Origin of the sequence: Methylophaga sp. OBS3 (assembly GCF_026319325.1) — a bacterium.
Lineage (GTDB): Bacteria > Pseudomonadota > Gammaproteobacteria > Nitrosococcales > Methylophagaceae > Methylophaga.
Map to the genome: position 1 here is coordinate 33659 of NZ_JAPDMU010000004.1, position 24068 is coordinate 57726.

19 protein-coding genes and 1 tRNA gene are annotated in these 24068 nt (G+C 44.8%); 7 read left to right on the forward strand and 13 right to left on the reverse strand.

What is annotated here, in order from left to right; genetic code table 11:
* Positions 1-99: 99 nt before the first annotated feature.
* From hxlB to hxlA (OMP94_RS09155), 5 genes are all read right to left on the reverse strand, one after another.
* Positions 100-633: a 6-phospho-3-hexuloisomerase gene (gene hxlB, locus OMP94_RS09135; protein ID WP_266277984.1), complete on the reverse strand. Its 534-nt coding sequence runs from the start codon at positions 631-633 to the stop codon at positions 100-102.
* A gap of 26 nt (positions 634-659) precedes the next feature.
* A complete protein-coding gene (gene hxlA, locus OMP94_RS09140) occupies positions 660-1295 on the reverse strand; it encodes a 3-hexulose-6-phosphate synthase (RefSeq protein ID WP_266277985.1) in 636 nt (211 codons plus the stop codon).
* 149 nt (positions 1296-1444) lie between these two features.
* Complete coding sequence (locus OMP94_RS09145; RefSeq protein WP_266277986.1) at positions 1445-2428, reverse strand: transaldolase; 984 nt, start codon at positions 2426-2428, stop codon at positions 1445-1447.
* 158 nt (positions 2429-2586) lie between these two features.
* On the reverse strand, positions 2587-2892 hold the full coding sequence (locus OMP94_RS09150) for a hypothetical protein (RefSeq protein ID WP_266277987.1): 306 nt from the start codon (positions 2890-2892) through the stop codon (positions 2587-2589).
* Positions 2893-3172: 280 nt separating this feature from the next.
* Complete coding sequence (hxlA, locus tag OMP94_RS09155; RefSeq protein ID WP_266277988.1) at positions 3173-3814, reverse strand: 3-hexulose-6-phosphate synthase; 642 nt, start codon at positions 3812-3814, stop codon at positions 3173-3175.
* Positions 3815-4030: 216 nt separating this feature from the next.
* Here hxlA (OMP94_RS09155) and OMP94_RS09160 point away from each other — a divergent pair, with 216 nt between their 5' ends.
* Together OMP94_RS09160 and dhaK are read left to right on the forward strand one after the other, a co-directional pair.
* Positions 4031-4870, forward strand: coding sequence for an HAD-IIA family hydrolase (locus OMP94_RS09160; RefSeq protein WP_266277989.1), 840 nt, complete (start codon positions 4031-4033; stop codon positions 4868-4870).
* Between the two features lie 11 nt (positions 4871-4881).
* On the forward strand, positions 4882-5871 hold the full coding sequence (gene dhaK, locus OMP94_RS09165) for a dihydroxyacetone kinase subunit DhaK (protein WP_266277990.1): 990 nt from the start codon (positions 4882-4884) through the stop codon (positions 5869-5871).
* Here the strand turns inward: dhaK and dhaL are convergent.
* From dhaL to OMP94_RS09180, 3 genes are all read right to left on the reverse strand, one after another.
* On the reverse strand, positions 5868-6497 hold the full coding sequence (gene dhaL, locus OMP94_RS09170) for a dihydroxyacetone kinase subunit DhaL (RefSeq protein WP_266277991.1): 630 nt from the start codon (positions 6495-6497) through the stop codon (positions 5868-5870). The genes dhaK and dhaL overlap by 4 nt on opposite strands.
* 144 nt (positions 6498-6641) lie before the next feature.
* Positions 6642-7865, reverse strand: a complete 1224-nt coding sequence (locus tag OMP94_RS09175; RefSeq protein WP_266277992.1) for a porin — start codon at positions 7863-7865, stop codon at positions 6642-6644.
* Positions 7866-8242: 377 nt separating this feature from the next.
* Positions 8243-8318 (reverse strand) — tRNA-Phe (locus OMP94_RS09180).
* Positions 8319-8454: 136 nt separating this feature from the next.
* Between OMP94_RS09180 and OMP94_RS09185 the strand changes: the two genes are divergently transcribed.
* Positions 8455-9540, forward strand: a complete 1086-nt coding sequence (locus OMP94_RS09185; protein ID WP_266277993.1) for a hypothetical protein — start codon at positions 8455-8457, stop codon at positions 9538-9540.
* A gap of 51 nt (positions 9541-9591) precedes the next feature.
* Entirely contained in the window at positions 9592-12699 is a 3108-nt protein-coding gene (locus OMP94_RS09190) for an efflux RND transporter permease subunit (RefSeq protein ID WP_266277994.1), read from the forward strand.
* Between the two features lie 75 nt (positions 12700-12774).
* Here the strand turns inward: OMP94_RS09190 and OMP94_RS09195 are convergent, their stop codons facing one another.
* The 5 genes from OMP94_RS09195 to OMP94_RS09215 all read right to left on the reverse strand — a co-directional run bounded on the left by OMP94_RS09195 (position 12775) and on the right by OMP94_RS09215 (position 19000).
* Positions 12775-13884, reverse strand: a complete 1110-nt coding sequence (locus tag OMP94_RS09195) for a hypothetical protein (RefSeq protein ID WP_266277995.1) — start codon at positions 13882-13884, stop codon at positions 12775-12777.
* Positions 13885-13898: 14 nt separating this feature from the next.
* The gene (gene mutL / locus OMP94_RS09200; RefSeq protein ID WP_266277996.1) at positions 13899-15551 is read right to left on the reverse strand and encodes a DNA mismatch repair endonuclease MutL; all 1653 of its coding nucleotides are present in this window, start codon (positions 15549-15551) and stop codon (positions 13899-13901) included.
* 35 nt (positions 15552-15586) lie between these two features.
* A complete protein-coding gene (locus tag OMP94_RS09205; RefSeq protein WP_266277997.1) occupies positions 15587-16954 on the reverse strand; it encodes an N-acetylmuramoyl-L-alanine amidase in 1368 nt (455 codons plus the stop codon).
* Positions 16955-17032: 78 nt separating this feature from the next.
* The gene (gene tsaE, locus OMP94_RS09210) at positions 17033-17509 is read right to left on the reverse strand and encodes a tRNA (adenosine(37)-N6)-threonylcarbamoyltransferase complex ATPase subunit type 1 TsaE (protein WP_266277998.1); all 477 of its coding nucleotides are present in this window, start codon (positions 17507-17509) and stop codon (positions 17033-17035) included.
* A 6-nt stretch (positions 17510-17515) separates the two neighbouring features.
* Positions 17516-19000, reverse strand: coding sequence for an NAD(P)H-hydrate dehydratase (locus OMP94_RS09215; protein WP_266277999.1), 1485 nt, complete (start codon positions 18998-19000; stop codon positions 17516-17518).
* 45 nt (positions 19001-19045) lie between these two features.
* Between OMP94_RS09215 and queG the strand changes: the two genes are divergently transcribed.
* The 3 genes from queG to OMP94_RS09230 are packed head-to-tail and all read left to right on the forward strand — an operon-like array spanning position 19046 to position 24053.
* Positions 19046-20116 (forward strand): tRNA epoxyqueuosine(34) reductase QueG, encoded by a 1071-nt coding sequence (gene queG / locus OMP94_RS09220; RefSeq protein ID WP_266278000.1) that lies wholly within the window; start codon positions 19046-19048, stop codon positions 20114-20116.
* A 59-nt stretch (positions 20117-20175) separates the two neighbouring features.
* Positions 20176-22113, forward strand: a complete 1938-nt coding sequence (locus tag OMP94_RS09225) for a methyl-accepting chemotaxis protein (protein WP_266278001.1) — start codon at positions 20176-20178, stop codon at positions 22111-22113.
* 53 nt (positions 22114-22166) lie between these two features.
* A complete protein-coding gene (locus OMP94_RS09230) occupies positions 22167-24053 on the forward strand; it encodes a PhoX family protein (protein WP_266278002.1) in 1887 nt (628 codons plus the stop codon).
* Positions 24054-24068: the final 15 nt, after the last annotated feature.

Consider the following 24068-nt stretch of genomic DNA (forward strand, 5'->3'; position numbering starts at 1 on the left):
CTATGGACTCTTCAAGTCTGCAATGCTTGAGTGTTTTTTCAGGCAAAAAAAAGGCAGCCCGGAGGCTGCCTTTTCTGGCATAGCATTTCAGGAAAGTGATTATTCCATGTTTGCGTGACGGTAACGCATATCTTCTTCTGCAATACCTTTCTCGTGAATCAAGTAAGAAATGGTTGCTTCCAGAAAAATCAATGTCGACAGTTCAAACATAGTACCCATAGGCATGCCTTTGGTTGTCGCAAAGCTGTCATCGTTACCGATTTGAACAGTTTGATCTGCAATATCACCAATCGTTGACTTAGATTTTGAGCAAATCAAAATCACTTTAGCGCCTTCAGATTTAGCTTTATTGGCAAATGACACCAATTGCGTTGTTTCACCAGAACCAGAGATAACGATTAATAAATCGCCACTACGGATGCTTGGCGTAGCAACTTCGCCTTGCACATAGGTTTCATAACCACTATGCATCAATCTCATTCCTAGGAAATTACCTACCAGCTTGGAACGACCCGCACCGGTAATAAAGATGCGTTTGGCGTCATCACACATTGAAACCAATTTGGCTTCGTATGAATCGTCAGTCTGACCAAGGATGTCAGTGATTTTGTTTAAGAGTAGATCACGATGCATTGTATTTTTCCTTATTTCTATAATGCTTAGGCTGCGTCAACCAGTGCACGCAGTTCTTTAGCAGATTCTGCTGGAGAAGGTGCGCCGTAGATAGCTGCACCAACAACAACGATAGCCGCACCTGCTTGTACGCAGCTTTGGATAGTGTCTTTGTTGATACCACCAGCAACAGAAACTTTCAGACCCAGACCTAAACCAGTGATGGTTTTCAGATCTTCAAAAGGAGTTTGACCAGCAGCTTGTGCGTCAAGACCAGTGTGAACACCGATGATGTGAGCACCGTTAGCAGCAGCTTCTTTAGCAACAGCAGCTTTATCTTCAACACCGATCAAGTCGATTTGAGCTTCACCGTTGTTAGCGTTAGCAGCTTTGATAACACCTTTCATGGTAGCCATATCTGAAGCACCCAGAACAGTAGTGATATCACCACCAGCTTCAAAGAAAGGAGTCGCTTCGTATTCGCCAGCGTCCATAGTTTTCAGGTCAACCAAGATTTTCTTGTCTGGGTGAGCTGCTTTAAGCGCTTTAACCAGTTTCAGACCGTTGTACTTGATGCAAGGTGTACCGATTTCCAGGATATCAACGTAAGGAGCGACTTGTTCAGCCAGCGCCATAGTTGCGTCAAAATCCAGTGAGTCCAGAGCCATTTGAATTTCAGCCATGTTTTTTACTCCTATAAATTAAAAAATAATCCCAGCTTTTGTTTAAGGGACTTTCTAATCATCAATTAGAACAGCAGGCTGTTCCAAAAGACTGTTGTTGAGCCGGCAAGACTTTGCTAATCGGCTCAACGAATGCTAATAAATTGCGATTAGCCTTCCAGTTCTGCCAGACGTGTAGCCAGCAGGTCTTCCAGTGTTTCCAACGCTTTAGCAAAACCATCAATACCTTCTGACAGTTTTTCAGTTGCCATGCGGTCTTCAGCATGCATAGCGTCGAAAGTTTCTTTTGTCATTTCGATGCGTTGAACGTCAGATGATTGTGCATCTGCTTCGTTCAATTTACGTGGCAGTTCACCTTCAGTTGATTGCAGCTCATCCAGAAGGCCTGGAGAGATAGTCAACAAGTCAACACCTGCCAATTCAGTGATTTCACCAACGTTACGGAAGCTTGCGCCCATAACTTCAGTTTTCAAACCAAATTTCTTGAAGTAGTTGAAGATTTGCGTAACAGAAACCACACCTGGATCTTCTGCTGGTGCGTATGAATCACGACCAGTGTCTTTCTTGTACCAGTCAAGGATACGACCAACGAAAGGAGAGATCAGTTGGATACCGTTTTCACCACAAGCAACAGCTTGGTGTAAACCAAATACCAATGTCAGGTTAGTGTGGATGTTTTCTTCTTCCAACACTTTCGCAGCCATGATGCCTTCCCATGTCGCTGCGATTTTGATCAGGATACGATCACGTGAAACGCCAGCCGCTTCGTATTGAGCGATAAGGTCACGACCCTTAGCGATAGTTGCTTCAGTGTCGTAAGACAGACGTGCGTCAACTTCTGTAGAAACACGACCTGGAACGATGTCTAGAATTTTCAGACCGAAAGATACAGCCAGGCGGTCAAATGCCAGTGTAGCAACTTCTGTTGCTGAAGCATCAGCACCCAGAGTTTCACGAGCAGCTTTCAACGTGTCATCAACAATGCTTTGGTATTGCGGCATTTGTGCTGCAGCAGTAATCAGTGATGGGTTAGTTGTTGCATCACGAGGAGTGTATTTTTCGATGGCTTGAATGTCACCGGTGTCGGCAACGACCACGGTCATTTGCTTCAGTTGATCAAGTAAGTTCGCCATGTGAGTACCTTTATTACTTAGCTAATTAAATATAGTTTTATTGTCACTGTCGGGCGGGCTCAGTAAAAATTGCCGGCCAAAGCCGGCATTTTTCAGAGCCTAAAAATCATCAGCACATGTTGGGCGTGCCGATAATGGTAGATCTGTTTGTAACGTGCTTAAGCTTTGCTACGGATGTAGCTTTCTACACCAGTCAGCGGCTTGCCGTTAGCATTGCTACGGATGTATTTTTCAACACCGGTCATTGGTTTGTTGTTGCTCATCTTGTTACGGATGTAGCTTTCAACGCCAGTTAATTGTTGACCATTTTGTGCTTGGTTACGGATGTAACGTTCAACACCTGTCAAACCGTCGTTTGCTGAAGCTTTCGCAGCATCATTACCACAGCAGCTTGCGCTACTAGATGATGAAAACAGGCCTTTAAAAAAGCCACAGATTGAAGCTAATAAACCTTTTTCACTCATGAGAAATACCCCTGTTACCTTTATTCGAACCCCATCTGCCCAACAATCCAATGAGGTTGGTGCAACGGGTAAATTACTATTTTAGGTTTATTGTGGCAAGCCAACCCACTTTAGTAGACCTTCAATTATAGATCTGCTTTACGAGATTTGACCACAGTCAACAGATGAGACTTTTGTTGTCTTAACTGTTGCGCATAACCCGGTGTGAATGAACCTTTATAAAAAAAACGAGTGGCTAAAAGCCACTCGTTTTAGTCTTAACGAATTGCGTTAACTCCGCTTATGCAGCGTCAACCAATGCGCGCAGTTCTTTAGCTGATTCAGCTGGTGAAGGTGCACCGTAGATAGCAGCACCAACAACAACGATAGTAGCACCAGCTTGGATTGTTTTCTGGATGGTGTCTTTGTTCAGGCCACCAGCAACAGAAATACGAACACCCAGGTTCAGTGAAGCGATCGCTTGCAGGTCAGCAAATGGAGTTTGACCAGCTGCTTGTGCGTCCAGACCAGTGTGAACACCGATGATTTGCGCACCGTTTTTAGCTGCTTCAGTTGCAACAGCTTTTTTATCTTTAACGCTGATCAAGTCGATTTGAGCTTCTGCGTTGTTAGCGTTTGCAGCTTTGATTACGCCACCCATTGTTGCTTTGTCAGAAACACCCAGAACTGTACAGATATCTGCACCAGCTTCGTAGAAAGGAGTTGCTTCGTACTCACCAGCATCCATAGTTTTCAGGTCAACCAGGATCAGGTTGTTAGGGAATTTGGCTTTCAGCGCGGTAACGATTTCCAGACCGTTGTACTTGATGCAAGGGGTACCGACTTCCAGAATGTCGACGTAAGGGGCAACTTGCTCTGCAAGTGCGATAGTTTGGTCGAAATCCAGAGAATCCAGAGCCATTTGAATAAGTGCTTTTGCCATGCTGACATGCTCCTAAAAATTGATTTAATTTATGGTTTTACGTTGAATTTACGCTCGCAGACTATAAAGCAGTTGCTTTAGACCTGTCAATTTTTAGGGCAATGCGCACTGTTATGGGGCGTGTTGTTGCTGGACAGGTTGATTTCAACTATGCGAGGCTTTGCTGCAAACGAGGTTGGATAAAACAACCTATCTATCAGCTAAATGAGCAATAAGATGACATTAAAAATAGATGATATTGGCGGTTTAATAATCGACATGGATGGCGTGCTTTGGCACGGTAATCATGCATTGCCGGGCTTGAGCGAGTTTTTTCAGACTTTGCGTGAGTTGGATATTCGCTTTGTTCTCGCCACCAATAATGCCAGCCTGACGCAGCAACAATATATCGATAAATTAGCCAACATGTCGGTTGATGTCGCGCCTTCTGAAATACTGACCTCCAGTATGGCGACTGCGCTTTATTTAAAAGAAAATTTACCTGAGGAACATCGACGAGTTTATGTCATTGGTGAAGCAGGATTAACTGAGCCCCTTGAAATACAGGGGTTTACTATTACTGATTTATATGAAGTTAATCAACCAGAAAAAGGCATCACAAATGTTGGCGCTGACATTGTGGTCTCTGGGCTAGACCGAAAGCTGACTTGGGATAAGCTCGCGACGGCGACACTAAATATTCGTGCGGGAGCGGCTTTTTATGCCACTAATGCAGATACGACTCTGCCAACTGAGCTTGGTGAAGTTATGGGAAATGGTGGCGTGATTGCTGCGCTAATCGCAGCGACCGATGTAAAACCTAAAGTAATAGGTAAGCCAGAGCCTATTTTGTATCAACAGGCATTAGAAATCCTAGGCACAAACCAACAGAATACGATTGCCATTGGGGATCGTTTGAATACAGATATTTTGGGTGCAGTTAATGCAGGAATGCGCAGTCTGATGGTGTTAACCGGAGTGTCTAGTGAGGCTGATTTGGCATCGATTGACTATGCACCGGATTGGATTTTGCCTGATTTACCTGCCGTGACAGCCACACTAAAAGCAAGCTTCTAAAGGATTTGACCATGAAAAAAATCATTAACAACGTCGATGAACTGTTGGATGAAAGTTTAAATGGTTTTGCCATTGCGCATCAGAACATTGTTGTTTTTAACCAAACACCGCGCTTTATTCAGCGTAAACAGATTGCGAGTAAACCCAAAGTCGCCCTTGTTTCTGGTGGTGGCAGTGGCCATGAACCATTACACGCAGGATTGGTAGGGCAAGGCATGTTAGATGCAGCTTGTCCGGGGCAAGTCTTTACTTCACCAACGCCAGATCAAATGTTAGCTGCTGCTGAGCAAGTGGAAAATGGTGCCGGCGTGCTTTTCATCGTCAAAAACTATGCAGGCGATGTCATGAACTTTGAGATCGCTGCAGAAATGTTGGACAAAGATAATGCGACAGTTTTAGTCGCCGATGATGTGTCTTTGCCTGCTGATCACAGTACTGGTCGACGCGGAGTTGCGGGGACTTTGATAGTTGAAAAAATCGTTGGTGCAGCCGCCGAACAAGGATTTGACTTGCAAGCTTGCAAAGCTATTGGTGAGAAAGTCGCGAAAAACACGGCATCAATGGGCTTAGCTTTAACCAGTTGTACAGTTCCTGCGGCGGGCAAGCCGACGTTTACCATAGGTGATGACGAGGTTGAAATTGGTGTTGGGATTCATGGTGAACGTGGCCGAGAGATTACAAAGCTGGTTGAAGCCAACCAACTTATCAGCAAGTTAACTGAAACGATTGATAAGGAGCTTCAACCAAAAGCCAGGCAGAAGGTGCTTTTGCATGTGAACGGTCTAGGTGGGACACCACTAATGGAGTTGTATCTTGTCTTTGAGATTGCCGCAAAATATTGGCAAGACAAAGGGGTAGAAATTCACCGTTCTTTAGTTGGTAATTTCACTACCTCCTTAGATATGGCAGGATGTTCGGTGACCTTAACATTGCTCGATGATGAACTGACCGCACTGTGGGATGCACCAGTGCATACTGCCGCATTACGTTGGGGATGTTAGTTAGCTTTTCCGCTAATTACTTCTGAGACCGCTGCCAGTATCAGTTGACTGGTTCTTGCTCCAGCATCGATATGCCCGCGTGCTCTTTCACCCAGGAAAGACGCGCGGCCCTTTGTGGCTAACATCTCTTTCGTCGATAACATTCCGTGTTCAGCAGCTTGGTTCATAGCGGCTAATGCATCGTTCAAAGATGCTTGTTTCTTTACACTCTCATTAAGGCTAGTCATTGCTGGAATAAGGGTATCCAGCATAGTTTTCTCGCCAATATCAGCTTTACCTCGGGCTTTTACTGATTCCACGCCAACGGTAAATATTGTTGCCATATTTATCATATCAATGGGTTTATCTTTTGCTGTTTTCCCCATAGTCACAAACATGGAGCCAAATAAGGAACCGGAAGCACCACCCATCGTGGACATCAATGTCATTCCGACTTTACTAAACGCTGCAGCCAAATCGAGTTTATCAAGTGCATCCGCATCTTTGATTAATGCATCAAGGCCTCTTTGTAAATTGATTAAGTGATCACCATCACCGATGGCTTGATCAAGTTCTGCAACTTCATCTGCATGATTATTTAATGTTGTTTTGATGCTGTTGAGAAAAGAGGAGATAGGTGAGTACATGTATATTCCAAGCTGCTCATATTTCATTTCAAGCTATTAAAAAATAACTATTAGAGCAAGTTTTAGTTAAAAAAAAGCCCCAACCCGAAGGTTGAGGCTTTTTCAGACTTAAGTTTGAATCCTAAGATTCAAAACTATATGGTCTTACCAAGTGATGAAACCACCCAATGTGAACACATCAACTTCTGCATCAGTTCCGTCATGCAGTTCAGTTTCCATCATTGAGTATTCAGCAACCAGTTTCAGGTTAGCTGTAACATCATGATAAATACCAAAAGTTGTCAGTTCATTTTTATCATATGGAGCTGTTGTTGTCAGATCAGTTTCACCTGAAGTGGTATCAAGTGTTGATTCACCAAATGAAACAGATGCAAGTGTGGTGCCTGCAAAACGGTAACCAGCTTGAACAAACCAGCCATCACCGTCACGTTCTTCACCATTAGCATCGACAGCTGAATATGCAAAAGCATCAGCACCGAAGATTTGTTCCAAACCACCAGCAGCACCAACACCTTCATTATCAAAGTAAGAACCTACAAACTCAAATCCTGCAAACTTCAAGTGAGTACCAATTGAATATGCATTTGATTCAACTGATTGTTCGCCAACAACGCCACCGAAATTAGCATCAATTTCTTGGGTCATACCAGCTAACCATAAGTTTACTGAGCCATTGTCAAAAGCAGTTGCATAACTGATTTGACCTTCAAAACGCGGGTCAGCTTCAACGAAATCAGCAGTGTTAGTTTCGCCAGACGGAGTAACATCAACTGCATCCATTACAGCAAAGGCAGCTTTGAAACCATTCATGTCTGGAGTGGTATAACGGATTTGTGAACGCCAATCAGCGTAATCGTAACCGTAACCAATACGACCTAGAGTGGTTGTACCAGAACTTTGACCACCAAAAGCTGTAACGCCAGTTGCACCAACACCAAATAATGTTTGCTCTGCTAGAATTTCGTTTGAACCATATAGACCTAATGCTTTACCAAACAGAACTTGACCAAAGGAACCGTCAACAGTACCAAATGCTTCACGTTGTTCCATCTCGTTCTCACCGGCATTACCAGTAAAGTTGTTAGTGGATGGTGAGATAGAAACACGTGCACCAATTTTCAGACCATTAATTTCTGGTGCTGAAACATTGAAACCGAAAAATGCTGGTAAAAGACCGTTTGCAACTTCATTGTTGTCTTGACCGCCGCCAGCGCTATCTTGATCAGATGCGATGAAGAATTGGTTGATGTTACCGTCAACACTGAATTCGTAACCATTTTCACCACCAACAACGATTGTCGCGTTGGCTGCGCCGGCTGCTGCGAATGCTGCTGCGCCGACCAGTGTAGCTAATGTAGTTTTTTTCATTGTCTGTTCACCTTCTATAGTTGTTAACAGATTACTTTAAGTTTCTCTCGTAACCGGATTCAATCGCGGTTAGAAGTCTATTTTCCACATCCGTTTTCTGTTTGCAACACTTTTACAACAAAAAAACCACAGATTTTGTATCTTTACCAAAAAGTGTGTGTTTTTTACAACAGTTCGGCGTTTTGATGAATACGGATTTGTTGGGTGGTTTTATCTAAGGTTTTGAAAATAAAGTTATTATTTGTGTTTTGGCGGTTTGTTGTGATTTGTGTCGCAAAATAACGATTGATGGTGAATAATCTTTAAGCATTATTTAAAGAGAAAGTTTCAGGCAATAAAAAAGCCCGCTATGCATGCATAGCGGGCTTTGAATTCGATGGTGGCTCGACCTGGAATCGAACCAGGGACACAGGGATTTTCAATCCCTTGCTCTACCAACTGAGCTATCGAGCCAACAAGGTGGCGTATTAAACCTGCTTGCCTTTGGACTGTCAAGCCTCACGGTAATACTTATCAGAGGATAGCTTGTAGCAATATGGGCATCATGTTGTAATGGCGGCGATTTAACTGGTTTTGCATGGATAGAATAATGATAAAAAAACAAAGCTGGGGAGTAGCGATAGCACTAGTGTTAGCGCTAGCTATTGGCATTTTAGTTGGTCCCTTAATCACGGATGTTGATTGGCATCGTCAGCTTGATAGCTGGTTGGTTGCTAATGATGACGATGACGACCATGATGATGACGATGATGTTGCAATTGCGCCAATGACGGTGGTCTTGGATGAAACGGCGCAGCATTTAGCTGGTATCAAGACAATCAATGTAGAGCCAAGTCGTTTTTATCCTGAGAATCGTGCGAGAGCCACGGTTATTAGTATTCAACCGATGCTAAATCAGCAAGCAGAGCTTCGCCAGTTACGGGCAGCCTATGATGTCGCCAAGGTGCGGGCAGAATCAACAAAACAAGAGTTAAATCGCTTACAACGACTGGTAAAAGCAACTGGCAGTATTGCCAATAAAGATGTTTTAGCTGCAGAGGCTGCTTGGCAGGAAGCTAAAGCAGCTCAAAATCAAGCTCAAGTCCAAATTAGCAATGCAGAGCACACCATCCGTCAGCAATGGGAAACCAATATGGCTGATTGGATCTTCAACCCTCAAGACAATGACTTTAAGAGCTTAGTTGAACGAACTGACAGCCTATTATTAGTGACAATGCCTGTCGGCCAACCGTTACAAGCTGATGTTAATGTTATTCGTGTTGCCCCTGAAGGTGATAGATCCCAGGCTCGTAAGGCTCATTACATTGCACCAGCTATCAGTGTAGATAGTAGCTTACAAGGTGAGACTCATTATTTCCGGGTAAATACTGGCCGGTTACGCGCTGGAATGCGTTTGGATGCCTGGGTGCCAGAAAGCCAAGAGCCTGTGACCGGTGTCATGATTCCTGATGATTCAATCATTTGGTATGCAGGACAACCTTGGGCTTACACTGAAATTGATGAAGGTTTATACCAACGTGTTTCTTTACAACACACTTTACCTGCCGCAGAAGGATTGTTTGATGAGCAAGGGCTGATAAATCCAGGTGATTTACTTGTAGTGGATGGTGCCCAAACATTGCTATCTGAAGAGTTCAAATGGCAGATAGTTGAAGAAGATGATGATGACGATTAAGTATCGGCTGAAACGGATTTTAAGTAACTCATTGGTTTAGCCGAGGTTAGCATGTTATCGAAACTTGTCGCTTTTTCAGTACGTTTTCGCGGGGTTGTGATCGCGCTAGCTGTGTTAATGATGGCTTATGGTGTCTATAAGTTATCTAATGCCAGTTTGGATATTTTTCCAGAGTTTGCCCCGAAACAAGTCATTATCCAAACAGAGTCTCAGGGCTTAACTGCCGAGCAAGTCGAAATTCTAGTGACCCAACCCTTAGAGAATGGTTTAGGTGGGCTCCCTGATGTTGAGTTTGTTCGTTCAGCATCGACGCCGAGTTTGTCCGTCGTCACGATTACCTTTAAAGATAGTTCGGATACCTACACCAATCGCCAACTGGTTTCCGAGCGTCTGGTTAGCGTCCAATCAGCAATGCCAGCAGGTATTACGCCATTAATGGTGCCTTTAGAGTCATCTTCAGGAACGATTATGACGATTGGCCTTACCAGTGATCATCATGATTTGATGACGCTGCGTGCATTGGTTGATTACACCTTGTCGCCAAGATTGTTGACAGTGCCTGGTGTTGCCGATATCAACACCTTTGGTGGTCATGAAAAACAATTACAGATCCAAGTTAATCCGCAAGCCTTAAAACGTTACGACCTATCTATAAATGACATTACTCAGATAACGCAAGGCGCGACAGAGCTTCGAGGAATAGGCTACGTCGAGAACCATAATCAACGCATGATGTTGACGGTATCAGGCCAGCCGATGACACCACAAGAAATGGCTAAAGTCGTCGTCCGCAAGCAAGGCGATGATCTTATATTACTGGGTGATGTTGCAGATATCAGATCTGGCCCTGCACCAGCAATTGGTGGCGCGGCAATTAGTGGTGAACCCGGTATTGTCATCATGGTGATCGGCCAATACCAAGCAAATACGTTAGCGGTTACCGAAGGTATTGAGGCGGCATTAAAAGAGTTTAAAGATGGTTTCGCGGCGGATGGCATCACGTTACATGATGATTTATTTCGACCTGCCAACTATATCCAGAACTCGTTAGACAATATCCAGCATCACCTGATGATCGGTGGTGGTTTAGTGCTACTGGTCTTGTTCTTATTTTTATTCAATATCCGTACGGCGCTAATTTCGATTACCGCTATTCCATTGTCTTTGTTTGCTGCGATTATCGTGCTACTCGAGCTAGGTGTGAACATCAACATTATGGTGTTGGGTGGACTTGCAATTGCGCTGGGCGAAGTGGTCGATGACGCCATTATCGATACCGAGAATATATTCCGTAGACTTCGCGAAAATGCGGCTTTGGCTGTACCAAGGCCAACGATGCAGGTGGTATATGAAGCCTCTATGGAAGTGCGTAGCTCGGTGGTTTACGCAAGCTTTATCGTGATGTTGGTATTTATTCCGTTACTCACACTCAGCGGTGTAGCGGGGCGTATGTTTGAGCCGTTAGGAGAAGCTTACATTTTGGCGATTTTCGCTTCTTTGTTAGTGGCGTTAACCGTAACACCTGCGCTTTGTCATATTTTGCTAAGCAAACAAATGCGTCATGACAGCCAAGAACCACCATTAATTCGTAAAATGACGCCGATTTATGGCCGTATTTTAGGGCGAGTAAGTCGTTTCCCTAAATTGACCTTATTTGGGGTACTTATTTTCTGCCTAAGCGGTATTGCAACTTTACCTTTCCTTGGCGGTGGCTTTTTGCCAGAACTTCGCGAAGGTCATTACATTATTCATACAGCAAGTATTCCCGGCACCTCAATTGAGGAGTCATTGCGTGCTGGTGGTTTAATTGAGAAACACGTTGCGGAAATTCCGGGTGTTAGAGCGACATCTCAATGGGCAGGCCGGGCAGAGCGTGGTGCCGATACCTATGGCACGCATTACAGTGAATACGAGGTTGATTTGGAGCCAGGATTAAGCGGACCAGAACAACAAGCCATTTTGGATGAAATACGGGAAATTCTAGAGTCTTTCCCCGGTATGGCATCAGAAGTTAATACTTTCTTAGTTGAGCGTATTGATGAAACGATTTCAGGTTACACCTCGTCGGTCGTCGTTAATATTTTCGGTAAAGATTTAGATGAACTCGACCAAAAAGCCAAACAAGTTGCAGCGGTCATGGCTGAAATCGAAGGTGCGGTTGATATTCAGATCCGTGCGCCTGCAGGCGAACCTCAAATACAGCTTCGTTTGAGATTGGATGAGCTGGCATTCTGGGGACTAAGTCCAGCTGAAGTTACGCAGACATTACAAAGTGCTTATGATGGCGCCCATGTTGGCCGAATCAATGAAGGTAACCGTTTATTTGATGTGGTGGTGGTATTGCCAGAATCACTTCGTAAACAACCAAGACAAATTCTAGATCTGCCATTACGCAGTGCTGATGGCATTATGATTCGTATGGGGGATGTTGTTGAGCTCAACCAGATAGCAGGACGCCATGCCATTTTGCATCAAGGTGGTCAGCGTCTCCAAACAGTCACATGTAGTGTCAGTGGTCGTGACCTCAACTCATTTTTTGCTGAGCTGAGTGAGCGTGTGCATGATGACGTCGACTTTTCTGCCCACCTCTATCCTGAGTTTACCGGGGCTGCAGTGGCACAAGCCCAATCACGTGAAGATCTAATCGTACATTCAACGTTAGCTGGTATTGCCGTTTTACTCTTGCTTTATATGGCGCTTCGCAGTTTGCCGAATATGTTGCTGGTATTAGTTAATCTGCCATTCTCACTAGTCGGTGGGGTTATCGCCGTATTAATGACCACTGGTGTGTTATCCATTGGTTCATTAGTTGGCTTTGTGACGTTGTTTGGTATTACGCTACGTAACTCAATTATGTTGGTCTCGCACTACCATTACTTAGTCGAAAAAGTGGGCATGCCGTGGAATATGGATACTGCGATTAAAGGTGCGCAAGAGCGTTTGCCATCCATTTTAATTACGGCTTTAGTTACCGCACTAGCAATGTTACCGATTGCTTTAAATGCAGATAGTCCTGGACGTGAGATCATGGGACCGATGGCAGCAATTATTATTGGTGGCTTGGTATCCTCGACTATTCTTAACTTGTTGGTCTTACCAAGTGTGATGTTACGTTTTGGTCGATTCCGTCAGGGACAAAATGACGAAATCGCTTATTGAGCTAATCAATAGGGGTTAACCAAGCGATGGCAATGATCAGTAGCACAACGCCGATCATTGCCAGCTCTAACCACATCAGCTGCCAATCGCGAAGGTTTTGACATCATCCCCTCGCTGCTCTGCAAAGAATAGATAAATCTCACGTAACTCATCAGGGCTGAACTGAATCATGATGAGTTGCTGGCCGGGATAAATCAGGTTGGGATCACGACCCATTACATTGGTTTTAAAGTTATAGACATAACTTGTTGTGACTTTATTATCGAGAATTTTGCCCAGAAATGAGCTAAAGCCATCAGGTAACGGTTCATCAGCATCAGCCGGAATAATCGCACTAACGTTAGATTGTCGTCCGACACCTTCAATACGCATTCCTTGACGAAATTTCTCAATCAAGCCGGCATGAATAATGCCCCATAAACCCTGACGGTCAGCATCGGTCACACGATGCAAATAAAGCAAACTATCATCAGTGATGACATCAGCACCCAGGATATCGCGTACGGCGAACTCTTGAGTGCCACGGTTAATGGTGACATGAATTTCCTGTTCATCATCAATGGCCAGCGTTTCTAACTCACCGGCAGTTAACTCACGTTGCAGGTTTTCTGTTCTAAGCTCGGTCACAGGTTGGTCAATATCATCACGATTTAATAATACGTTTAATGGGGCGGTGATGGTTTCACCTGATTCGGTAATGATAGTGACAGGGGCGATATGATCTTCTTCACGCTTACCAATGTCAGCGATCGTTGTTTGCTCGCGAGTTTCTTCAACATAGTTGAGTGTTAATGGCGTGTCATCATCAAGGCTTTTATCCGCCATTAATTTCTTTAATGTCGTGACACGTTCTTCAAGTTGAGGAAGGGCGATTAAACCATCAGGGCGAATGAACTGATCTTGATGTTCATTGATAGTGGTGGCTTCTTGCTGTTCTGGCGCAAGATTATCAACAAAAGCATCCGCCTCATTTTCACGGATTTCTTGCTGGCTAGGCAGATTGTCATCAACCTCTATCGTTTCAAGCGGTAAATCAGGTTCCGCCAGCTCTATTGGTGGATCGACAATCTCTTTTTTAGAGATCGATTCACCATCAGTAAATAGGATATAGCCAAACAACATCAAGATTGCGACTGCCAGCAAGGCTGCCAGCCAGGCTGATCCGGATCTAGCAAACTGAGCCATAATACCGCCTCTGGTTATGGGTGTACCTTCGTCGAGAATAAGTCAGCAAGTGTCGTTTTATCAAGTTGTCGCGCCCAACTAACTTGTTGCCATGAATGATGTTCTAGTTGTTTTATGAGCGTTTCGGCCTGTTGTTGGTTAAATGCTGCTTGCGCTGGCAAGAGCTTTAATAAGGCGCCTTGAAGAGCTGTTAAATTGACTGACGTTGAACTGACAACGGCGATTAAGGCGTCAAATAAAGCGTGTAATGATACTGCGCCAAGTAAGGCTGGAAACTGTCGAATTTGAATACCATTTTGAGTAACGACTAAGCTAAGCGCGCAATTAGACAGTAAATTGGCATGTTCGCTGATGGCTTGTTTTTGTTCATTAGTGGCAGGAAAGTCAATCGGTACCAAAACCGGACGTGCTGTTACCTGTCCAGATTCTAGTGACTTGTGTAATTGTTGTTGGCGGATTTCACGGTCAGCTTGGCCCAAATCGATTAGCCATGTTTCATGCTGTTTTTCGACTAGCGCATAACTATTTGCCACCACTTTTAAAGCAGAATTGGTTATTTCTGGTTTTGCTTTTAGTAGTGGCGGTGCTTGATACGGTTGTCTTTGTTCAACAACTTTATTGGCAGGTTTTGCTTTTTCTGGTGTCGAGACCATCGGCAATGGCAATGTGTCAGTCTCAGCTAGCGCATCTCTAACTGCGCCCGTTATCAAGCCATGGATCAACCTCGCTTCACGAAAACGCACTTCATGTTTGGTTGGATGAACATTGACATCAACACGATCCAGCGGCACTTCGAGGTATAAAACATAAGCAGGATGACGTCCTGCTGGTAGTGATTCAGCAAATGCTTGGCGGACAGCATGACTGATTAATCGATCGCGAATGACACGACCATTAATAAAAAAATGCTGAATATCGTTATGCGGCCTGTGGGCACTCGCTGGTGCTAACCAACCAGTAAGGTGCATAAAGTCGATTTTTTTATCAATTATTAAAGCTTGATTGGCAAAGCGACTACCGCAAAGTTTAGCGATGCGTTGTTGCTTAGCTTTATCGTTATCAGCAATGGGTAGGGCAAGTTTTTGTTGGCCATTAATTTGGCAATCAATGCCTAATTCAAAACGGCTTAATGCAAGGCGCTGCAAAGTCGTCAAAATATGCTGTTGTTCGGTGCGTGCGCTACGTAAAAAACGGCGACGTGCGGGAAGGTTAAAAAATAAATCACGCACTTCAACGGTGGTGCCTAAAGGATGTGCGGTTGGTGAAACTTGGCTGTCTTCTCCTTTAACCTGCCAGCCGCAGTCGCTATCTTTTTGCCTTGAAGTCAGCGTTAAGTGTGCAACTGAAGCGATACTTGGCAATGCCTCGCCCCGAAACCCTAGACTCGCAATATGACTTAAATCTTCGCTGCTGGTTAATTTGCTGGTGGCATGTCGACTTAATGCCAGAGGTAAATCTTCAGGGTGGATTCCTGTGCCATCATCACGAATACTGATGAGCTGACTGCCAGCGCCATCGATACGAATGGTGATTTGTCGGGCGCCAGCATCAAGACTGTTTTCAACGAGCTCTTTGACAACTGAAGCAGGACGTTCGATAACCTCACCGGCCGCAATTTGGTTGGCAAGTTGTAAGGGCAGGGCATGGATGCGTTTGGCTTCAGACATCAGCCTAGTTTAGCAGTTGTCGACTTAATATCGACTTACGGAATTTGTAATACTTCGCCAACTCGGAGCGTTGTACCACGCAAGTTATTGCTAGATTGCAGCTCAGCCATTTTGACTTGGTAGCGTTGTGCAATACCACTGAGCGTGTCACCACTGCTGACAATGTGTTGCTGTGGACGCACTTGCTGGGTAACAGGGTTACGTTGGAAGTAGGTGCGAATACCATTCATCATCGCGGCAGCCAGTTTGTACTGGTGATTACCGTTTTTCAGGTTTTGCTCTTCAGTTGGGTTCGAAATAAAGGCTGTTTCAACCAAAATTGATGGAATATCAGGTGATTTCAGAACCACGAAACCGGCTGATTCAACTTGTTTTTTGTGAACTTTACCAACCCGTTTTAGGCCGCTGAGTACGGTATTACCGACTTCTAAGCTTGCCTCTAAACTCGCTGTTTGAGACAAATCTAATAAGACTGAGGCCAATAAGTCATCTTTATCTTCAAGGCTAATGCCACCAGCTAAATCGGCTGCGTTTTCACGATCTGCCAGAATCTGTGCTGCTTCACTACTCGCGCCGCGATCAGATAAAACAAACACCGATGATCCTCGTGCATTTTTATTCGTAAATGCGTCAGCGTGGATTGAAATAAACATATCAGCACCGTTTTGTTTGGCGCGTTGAATACGTTGGCGTAAGGTCAAGAATACGTCACGGTCTCGCGTTAAATACGCTTTCATGCCAGGTTCGCTGTTGACCAATGTGGCAAGTCGCTTTGAAATTTGCAGTACGACATCTTTTTCGCGAGTACCTGTTGGGCCAATGGCACCAGGATCTTGACCACCATGACCTGGGTCAATCGCGATCACAATGTCTCTGCGTGGCAACACATAGGTGTTTTTTACCGTTTGGTTTGTCGCAGGTGTTGGTGTTGGCGCTACTTTTTCTTCGGTAACTGATGGCACAGAAACTAAAGCAGGTTTTTCTTCTTTGTCAGCTTTTTCTGCTGTAGCTAATTGTGTCTTATCGGCAGCTAAATCAACGACAAGTCTATGAGGGTAGGTGCCATTTGCCGCTAGCTTTTGCGTTTCAAATACTTGGTCTTTGTGTAAGTCCAAGACTAGACGAAGTGTTTTACTATCAAGCTGACCCTGACGAATATTTTTGACTGGCGTATTGCTTAGTGAAGGCAGCTTCAACTGTTTATTGGTTTTACCGCCACTGATATCGATAACCAGACGAGAAGGGTTTTGTAGGGTAAAAGTTTTATAGCTAACTGACTCATCTAAATCGAGCACTAAACGGGTTGTTTTGTCAGTTTGAGACATGCGGATCTCTTCTACCGTCGCCGAATAAGCCGGCAACGTTAGGCCAAACATCATCAGTGAGATGAGCAGATAACGCATTTTTCAGTTTCCGCTTTTCTTGAGTCTTGGCCTAATTGTGAAATCGCTTAGCAGAAAAATCAAGCTTTTTGTTTATTTTTAAACAAGATAGCGTTGAAAGCTTGACTGAGTGTGAAGTTCGTCGCAGATTTTTTTGCCTAACGAACTTTGGCTAATTAATTCAATCTCACGGCCTTCGGTTTGATATTGCAACTTGATCGTCATATCCGGCTTGGGAAGTAAGTCCCCACCTTGTTCTGGCCATTCAATTAATAGCAGTGCCGAGTCACTTAAATAGTCTTCAATACCTAAGTAAAGTAACTCTTCAGGATCGGCGAGTCGGTATAGATCAAAATGAAATACAGTTTTGCTACCGAGCGTGTAGTGCTCAACCAGGGTGTATGTTGGGCTTTTTACATTTCCCTGATGCCCTAAAGCTTGTAAAAGGCCACGAACAAAAGTGGTTTTACCGGCACCCAAATCGCCTTCTAGGTGAATGGTAAAACCTTCAACGGGCAGAACATTGGCCAATAAAGTGGCAAACGCCAGTGTATCTTGTTCATCTTTGAGCCACATAATTGGTCAATCTTTTTGGTTAATCAGTCGTTGCAAAAAAGGCAGTAAATCCAGCGCTAGCAGACCACACTCACCGTTTACTTTGGCGGCATTATCGGCAGCAAGTCCATGCAAGGCAACCGCCATTTGTGTAGCAAGTTTGATGGGAAAATGCTGAGCTAACAGGCCACCAATAATACCAGTCAGACAATCTCCCATGCCGCCAGATGACATACCGGGGTTGCCGAATGGTGATAGCAATAATCCATCTTCTGAGCAAACTAAGCTGCCACAACCTTTTAGCACAACGGTGCCACCATATTTTTTCTGTAAGGTATGTGCGGCCTCAATACGATTATTTTGGACTTCTGAATTCGAGATGCCCAATAACGTGGCAGCTTCGCCAGGATGTGGGGTTAATACCCAATTATTCGGACAACTTGGATGCTGGCTTAGTAGGTTTAATGCGTCAGCATCAACAACCATGGGTTTTTCTGCAGCCAAAGCAGCATGTAAAACTAACTGTGCCCACTCGTCTTGACCAAGTCCGGGACCAATACAAATAACCGTGGCTTTATCGATAAGCGGCGATAAGTCACTGGCTTGGTTAATGCCGTGACACATGATTTCAGGTCGCGATAAATTCAAAAATGCTGCATGACTTGGGTGTGTTGCCACACTGACAAGGCCAGCACCTGTCCGGGCTGCAGCTTGGGCTGCAATATTGACCGAACCTGACATGCCCTCATTACCGCCAATGATGAGCACATGACCAAACTGACCTTTATGTGCGTTTCGCTTGCGAGGGGCAAGGTTTGGCAAAAGCGCATCTAGACTAATGCGATTAGCCAATGGCGATATTTGCGAAAAAATATCTGCTGGGACGGCTAAGTCCACATAGTGAATTTCGCCAGCATGATCGGGGCCATCATGGCTCATCAAGCCAATATTGATACCGATAAAACTGAGCGTCTTATCGGCTTTGACGGCTTTGCCCATGACACTGCCAGTGTCGGCGTTTAATCCTGATGGAATGTCTAACGCAAACACCGGCGTATTGGATAAGCTGTTGATTTTATCTATGGCTAATCCGTAGTCACCACTTACTTCACGATTGATACCCGTACCTAACAATGCATCAACCAGCAGATCTGATTCTGGCCACTCATCTTGAAGGGTTTGAATTTGAATGCCTGATGTCAGCGCGGATTGATAGCTAGCTTTAACGGCTTCAGACATCGAATCAATTGCGCCAACAAAAACAATGTGCGCGCTAAAACCTGCTTGAGTAGCTTGCTTGGCAAGTTCAAAACCATCACCACCGTTATGACCATGACCACAAACAATTAATATGTTTCGGCTAAAAGGCCATTGCTGTTGCAGCATTTTTAGCGCCGCTTTACCGGCTCGCGCCATCAAAATCGGTGACGATAATTGATGTTGTTCAAAAGCGAGTCTATCTAACTCACGTGTCTGCGCTGCACTATAGAGTGCATTTGGCAATATCGACATGATTGACTCCGCAGCCTTATGGTTCATTTCTCTATAATAACGGGCATGGCCGATTTAAATACAGCACAGTCTGCAAACGCATTGTTGAACCAGCTTCAGCAATTGGCTGTGCAATGTGGTTTTCAGCAACTCGGCATTAGTGACATTGATTTAAGTTCAGCCGAGCAACACCTCCAAAGTTGGTTAGCCAAAGGGTTTCACGGTGAAATGAGCTTTATGGCTAAACATGGTGATAAACGTAGTCGTCCTGCTGACTTACTGCCAGATACCATTCGTGTGATAACTGCCCGTATGGATTATTGGCCGGATGAGACTGCAGAACCATGGCAAATTATCGGTGATGATCAAAAAGGTTTTGTCTCACGTTATGCGCTGGGCCGTGATTATCACAAACTCATGCGTAAGCGCTTACTACGTCTATCGCAAAGTATTGAAGAGGTCCTTGGCCCGATGGGCTATCGAGTTTTCTGCGACAGTGCGCCAGTGATGGAAAAGGCACTGGCAGAAAAGTCTGGACTAGGTTGGATTGGAAAACATACCAACGTATTAAATCGCCAGCATGGATCTTATTTTTTTCTCGGTGAGATCTACACCGATATGCCGTTACCGTTAACGTCGCCCGTGTCGGCACATTGTGGTGATTGCACGGCTTGTATTGATATTTGTCCGACGCAGGCGATTGTTGGGCCGTATCAACTTGATGCGAGGCGTTGTATTTCATATTTGACCATTGAGCTACGTGGCATTATTCCGGTCGAATTACGGCCGATGATGGGCAATCGTATATATGGTTGTGATGATTGCCAGTTGGTATGTCCTTGGAACAAATTTGCCAAACCAAGCCGAGAAGATGCTTTCCAGCCACGAGAGGGCTTAGATGCGCCGCAATTATTAGATCTTTTTGCTTGGACAGAAGATGACTTTTATCAAAAACTTGAAGGTAGCCCGATCCGCCGAATAGGTTATAACTGTTGGCTCAGAAATATCGCGGTTGCGTTAGGTAATGCCAAACCCAACGAAAAGATTACACAAGCGTTAAATGAAAAACGTAGCCAAGTCAGTGACATGGTGGCAGAGCACATTGATTGGGCCATCGAACAACATCGTTTGTCATAAATTTGTCACGGCAAACCGCTACCCTCACGCATTCAGAAAGTCTGTAATGAGCTTCGTTTGTGAAATTAATTTTTGTGTCTCGTGCCTTAATAACAGCCATGTTGTTGTTAATCCTCATTGCTGCGGCAGCCGGTTTTTGGGGCTGGCAGCAACTTGATAAACCCTATCAAATCGTCCAGCAGTTCCAGCAATACAAATCCACTTTTGATAGTGATATCAAAGAACTATTAGCGCGCTACTTGGCTTCGGGGGATGCCGAGTTACTTCAACAAGCCGAGACTAAGCTGATTGATTTGCAAGACAGCCGACAATATTGGCTTAGCGATGACGACAATACCTTGATTCAGTCTGAAGTGATTGCCCTGCAAGAAGAGATTGTGAATGTGCGTGCCGCAGGTAAGTTAGCCGGTAATCCACAAGCGTTGTTGGTCAATAACGAACGTGAGCGTGACGGTGAAATAGGCGTATTAACGACCTACGGTTTGCATGAAAATGCGCAATATACTGAAACCCAGCCTAAGTTCTTAGCCAACCTGACACGAATGAGTGCCAGCTTGAATCAAATTGGTCGTTTACGTCAGGGGTATTTGAGTAATCCAACTGAGCAAGCAGAGCAGGCTTTGCTTGCCGAAAACCAAGCGTTTGCTGACTTGCTGAAAGAAATCGAAGCGATGCCACGTTTTGATGTTTTTAAAGAACAAACCATGCCGACTTTGCGACCTGAACCACCAAGTGAAATTGGTGAGACAGCCATTGATTCGCTCAAGTCGCTAACGAATCGTTATCAAAAAGAGTTGCAAAACACGTTGCAGTTTCGTGCTGATCTGCAACAAGGGCGTGACAACCTAAATGCCCGTATCAGTCAATTATCGACGACGTTAGCGCAATTTCAGCAACAAATAGACGATATTAAGCAGCGAATCAGTCAAAGAGTGAAATGGACATTACTCGGCGTCATGTTAATGATCATTGCCACCTTAGCGACTGTTTCGATTTTGCAGCAACGCCTTATCCGCTTTCTGGTTCAGCTCGAAGGCTTTTTCAGTCGCATGTTAAAAGGTGACTATGAGCAAACCTTGCAAGCCGCATTGCCTTATGAAGAACCGCGAAGTGTTGAGCAATCCGCATTACAGCTTCAGCAACATTTAGCTGAATTGGTTAAACAGCTTGGTGAGCAGTCCGTTGCGGTAATGGCAGCGAGTGATGAGGTGATGATGTTGTCAGGCAAAGCGGTCAGTTTAAGTACACAGCAAAAACATGCTAATGACGAAGTCGCCACAGCGATTACCCAGCTGTCATATTCATTTAAAGAAGTTGCTGAAAATGCCAGCAATGCCTCGGATTCAGCAAACTCTGCTTCAGATGCCACACAAGCTGCACGTTCGCAGTTAACAGAAGCGGCCGAAGCCAGCCAAAAAGTGGCGAGCGATTTGTTAGTCCTTGAAACCGTGATGAGCGAGTTAGAAGGCCAGGGCAAAAATATCAGTGCCGTGCTGGAAGTCATTCAAGGCGTTGCTGAACAGACGAATTTATTAGCATTAAATGCGGCGATTGAAGCAGCCCGTGCGGGTGAACATGGTCGCGGTTTTAGTGTGGTTGCCGATGAAGTTCGTCAATTAGCTTCACGCACACAGCAATCAACAGAAGAAATTCGCGGCATCATCACAACCATCATGCGTAGCAGTAGTGAGGCTGCGGTGATCGTTAGAAATCAAAGTGAAGCGGCAAGCCGTACTGCAGAGCAGGGCTTACAAGCCAAATCTGCGATGAAGCCAGTGGTTCAAGCCGTCGAAAAAATTCGCGAGATAAACTCGGCCATAGCCGTTGCGACGCAACAGCAAACTTCAGTCGTTGATGATATCGCCAGAAGCACTGAGAAAATTAAAGTGCACTCCGATAAAGTGAGTACACAAATGGCTGATATTGAGCGTGCTGGTGGTGGTCTGAGTACGGTGAGCCAATCCCTTAATTCGGTGATACAACGACTCAGAGCCTGATTTTCTGATCCCGGAAAGATCGTTATCATGGGCCGTCAAATAAGGAGCCAACGATGTCCGGCAATTTTTTTCAGGATGTATTAGCACAACAAATTCAACGCCGAAAAGTGCTGAAACTCGGTTTAGGTGGTTTGGTAGCGGCTGCGATGCCGAGCTCACTGCAAGCTGCCAAATTACTTACCGAATCAAGCAGTTTGATGGGCTTTAAGCCCGTTCCCGCTGCTGATTTATTAGATACCGTTGTTGTTCCTGATGGCTATAAAGCTGAGATTTTCTATCGTTGGGGGGATCCGATTTCTGATGGTCCGGCATTTAAATTAGATGCCAGCAATAGCGCGGCAGATCAGTTACAACAAGCGGGTATGAACCACGACGCGATGCAATATTTTTCGTTACCAAAAGGCTCAGCAAATAACGATCATGGCCTTTTGGTCATGAATCATGAATATCTAGATTTAGATCTGATTCATCTCGATGGCAGTCATAATCGTTCGCCTGAAACCTACACCGCTGACAAGGTCGCCAAAGAGCAAAATGCACATGGCGTGTCTTTAATTGAAGTGCAAAAAGTCGATAATCAGTGGCAGATCGTTCGTCCATCACAATATGCCCGACGACTGACGGCAAATACCGAAATGATGGTTAGTGGGCCTGCTGCCGGTCATGACTTGTTAAAAACAGATGCTGATCCTGAAGGCACAAAAGTACTCGGCACCTTTAACAACTGTGCCAATGGCAAAACGCCGTGGGGTACTTACCTCACCTGTGAAGAAAACTTCCATTTCTACTTTGTGTTTGATGCCGAAAAAACACGTGATCCCGAAACAACGCGTCGTTGGCAGCGATACAAATTAGGCTTTAGTTATTATGGCTGGCAGCAATTTGATAAGCGGTTTGATTTGGACTTTGCCCCGAATGAAGCGAATCGTTTTGGCTGGGTTGTTGAGTTTGACCCTTACGATCCTAATAGCACGCCAGTAAAACGAACGGCTTTAGGTCGGTTTGCCCACGAAAATGTGGCGCATAAAATTGCCGAAAATGGGCAGATCGCTTTTTACTCAGGTGATGATTCCAAGTTTGAGTACATCTATAAATTTATTACCCGCGATGCATGGGACGGCAGTTTAGGTGCCCATAACGGTAAATTACTGGATGACGGTGACTTACACGTAGCGCGGTTTGAAGCTAATGGCACCGTAAAGTGGATACCTTTAATCTTCGGAGAAAAAGGTTTAACACCTCATAACGGTTTTACGGATCAGGCTGATATTTTGATCCATGCAAGAGCAGCGGCAGATACTGTCGGTGCGACCAAAATGGATCGGCCGGAGTGGATAACCGTTCACCCTGAAACTGGCGATGTCTATGTCTCGCTAACCAATAATAGCGATCGCGGAGTGGATGGTAAGCCGGGTAAAGATGCGGCAAATCCACGTAACCAAAATATGTTTGGTCATATTATTAAGATTTTTGAGACGGATGCCACGGCAACAGATGCAAGCTGGCAGGTTTTTGTTTTGGGTGGCGAGGGCGAAGGCGAACAGTTTGCTAACCCGGATGGTTTATATATTGATGACTGTGGTGTGCTCTGGATTCAAACCGATGTCAGTCCAAGTGTTATGAATGATGGGCCATTTAAAGCCTTTGGTAATAACCAAATGCTGGCGGCTGATCCGAAAACGGGGGAAATTCGACGGTTTTTAACTGGCCCAATTGGTTGTGAAGTCACGGGTGTCATCATGACGCCGGATATGAAAACCATGTGGGTGAATATCCAGCATCCCGGTGAAACATTATCTTTTTTAAGTAAACAAGGTGTTGAAACAACACCAGACAATCCAAGAGCCGTTAGTAACTGGCCAGATCAATTGGCAACTGGACGACCACGTTCGGCAACAGTGTTAATTACCAAAGAAGACGGCGGCATCATCGGTAGTTAAATTAAACGTCTAAAA

Coding starts and splice junctions, on each gene's coding strand:
- OMP94_RS09195 (WP_266277995.1), bottom strand. CDS start 13,884: ATGGCTCAGTTTGCTAGATCCGGATCAGCCTGGCTGGCAGCCTTGCTG.
- hxlA (WP_266277985.1), bottom strand. CDS start 1,295: ATGGCTGAAATTCAAATGGCTCTGGACTCACTGGATTTTGACGCAACT.
- hxlB (WP_266277984.1), bottom strand. CDS start 633: ATGCATCGTGATCTACTCTTAAACAAAATCACTGACATCCTTGGTCAG.
- OMP94_RS09205 (WP_266277997.1), bottom strand. CDS start 16,954: ATGCGTTATCTGCTCATCTCACTGATGATGTTTGGCCTAACGTTGCCG.
- OMP94_RS09215 (WP_266277999.1), bottom strand. CDS start 19,000: ATGTCGATATTGCCAAATGCACTCTATAGTGCAGCGCAGACACGTGAG.
- OMP94_RS09230 (WP_266278002.1), top strand. CDS start 22,167: ATGTCCGGCAATTTTTTTCAGGATGTATTAGCACAACAAATTCAACGC.
- OMP94_RS09160 (WP_266277989.1), top strand. CDS start 4,031: ATGACATTAAAAATAGATGATATTGGCGGTTTAATAATCGACATGGAT.
- OMP94_RS09145 (WP_266277986.1), bottom strand. CDS start 2,428: ATGGCGAACTTACTTGATCAACTGAAGCAAATGACCGTGGTCGTTGCC.
- OMP94_RS09185 (WP_266277993.1), top strand. CDS start 8,455: ATGATAAAAAAACAAAGCTGGGGAGTAGCGATAGCACTAGTGTTAGCG.
- dhaL (WP_266277991.1), bottom strand. CDS start 6,497: ATGTACTCACCTATCTCCTCTTTTCTCAACAGCATCAAAACAACATTA.
- OMP94_RS09190 (WP_266277994.1), top strand. CDS start 9,592: ATGTTATCGAAACTTGTCGCTTTTTCAGTACGTTTTCGCGGGGTTGTG.
- queG (WP_266278000.1), top strand. CDS start 19,046: ATGGCCGATTTAAATACAGCACAGTCTGCAAACGCATTGTTGAACCAG.
- mutL (WP_266277996.1), bottom strand. CDS start 15,551: ATGTCTGAAGCCAAACGCATCCATGCCCTGCCCTTACAACTTGCCAAC.
- dhaK (WP_266277990.1), top strand. CDS start 4,882: ATGAAAAAAATCATTAACAACGTCGATGAACTGTTGGATGAAAGTTTA.
- OMP94_RS09175 (WP_266277992.1), bottom strand. CDS start 7,865: ATGAAAAAAACTACATTAGCTACACTGGTCGGCGCAGCAGCATTCGCA.
- OMP94_RS09150 (WP_266277987.1), bottom strand. CDS start 2,892: ATGAGTGAAAAAGGTTTATTAGCTTCAATCTGTGGCTTTTTTAAAGGC.
- tsaE (WP_266277998.1), bottom strand. CDS start 17,509: ATGTGGCTCAAAGATGAACAAGATACACTGGCGTTTGCCACTTTATTG.
- hxlA (WP_266277988.1), bottom strand. CDS start 3,814: ATGGCAAAAGCACTTATTCAAATGGCTCTGGATTCTCTGGATTTCGAC.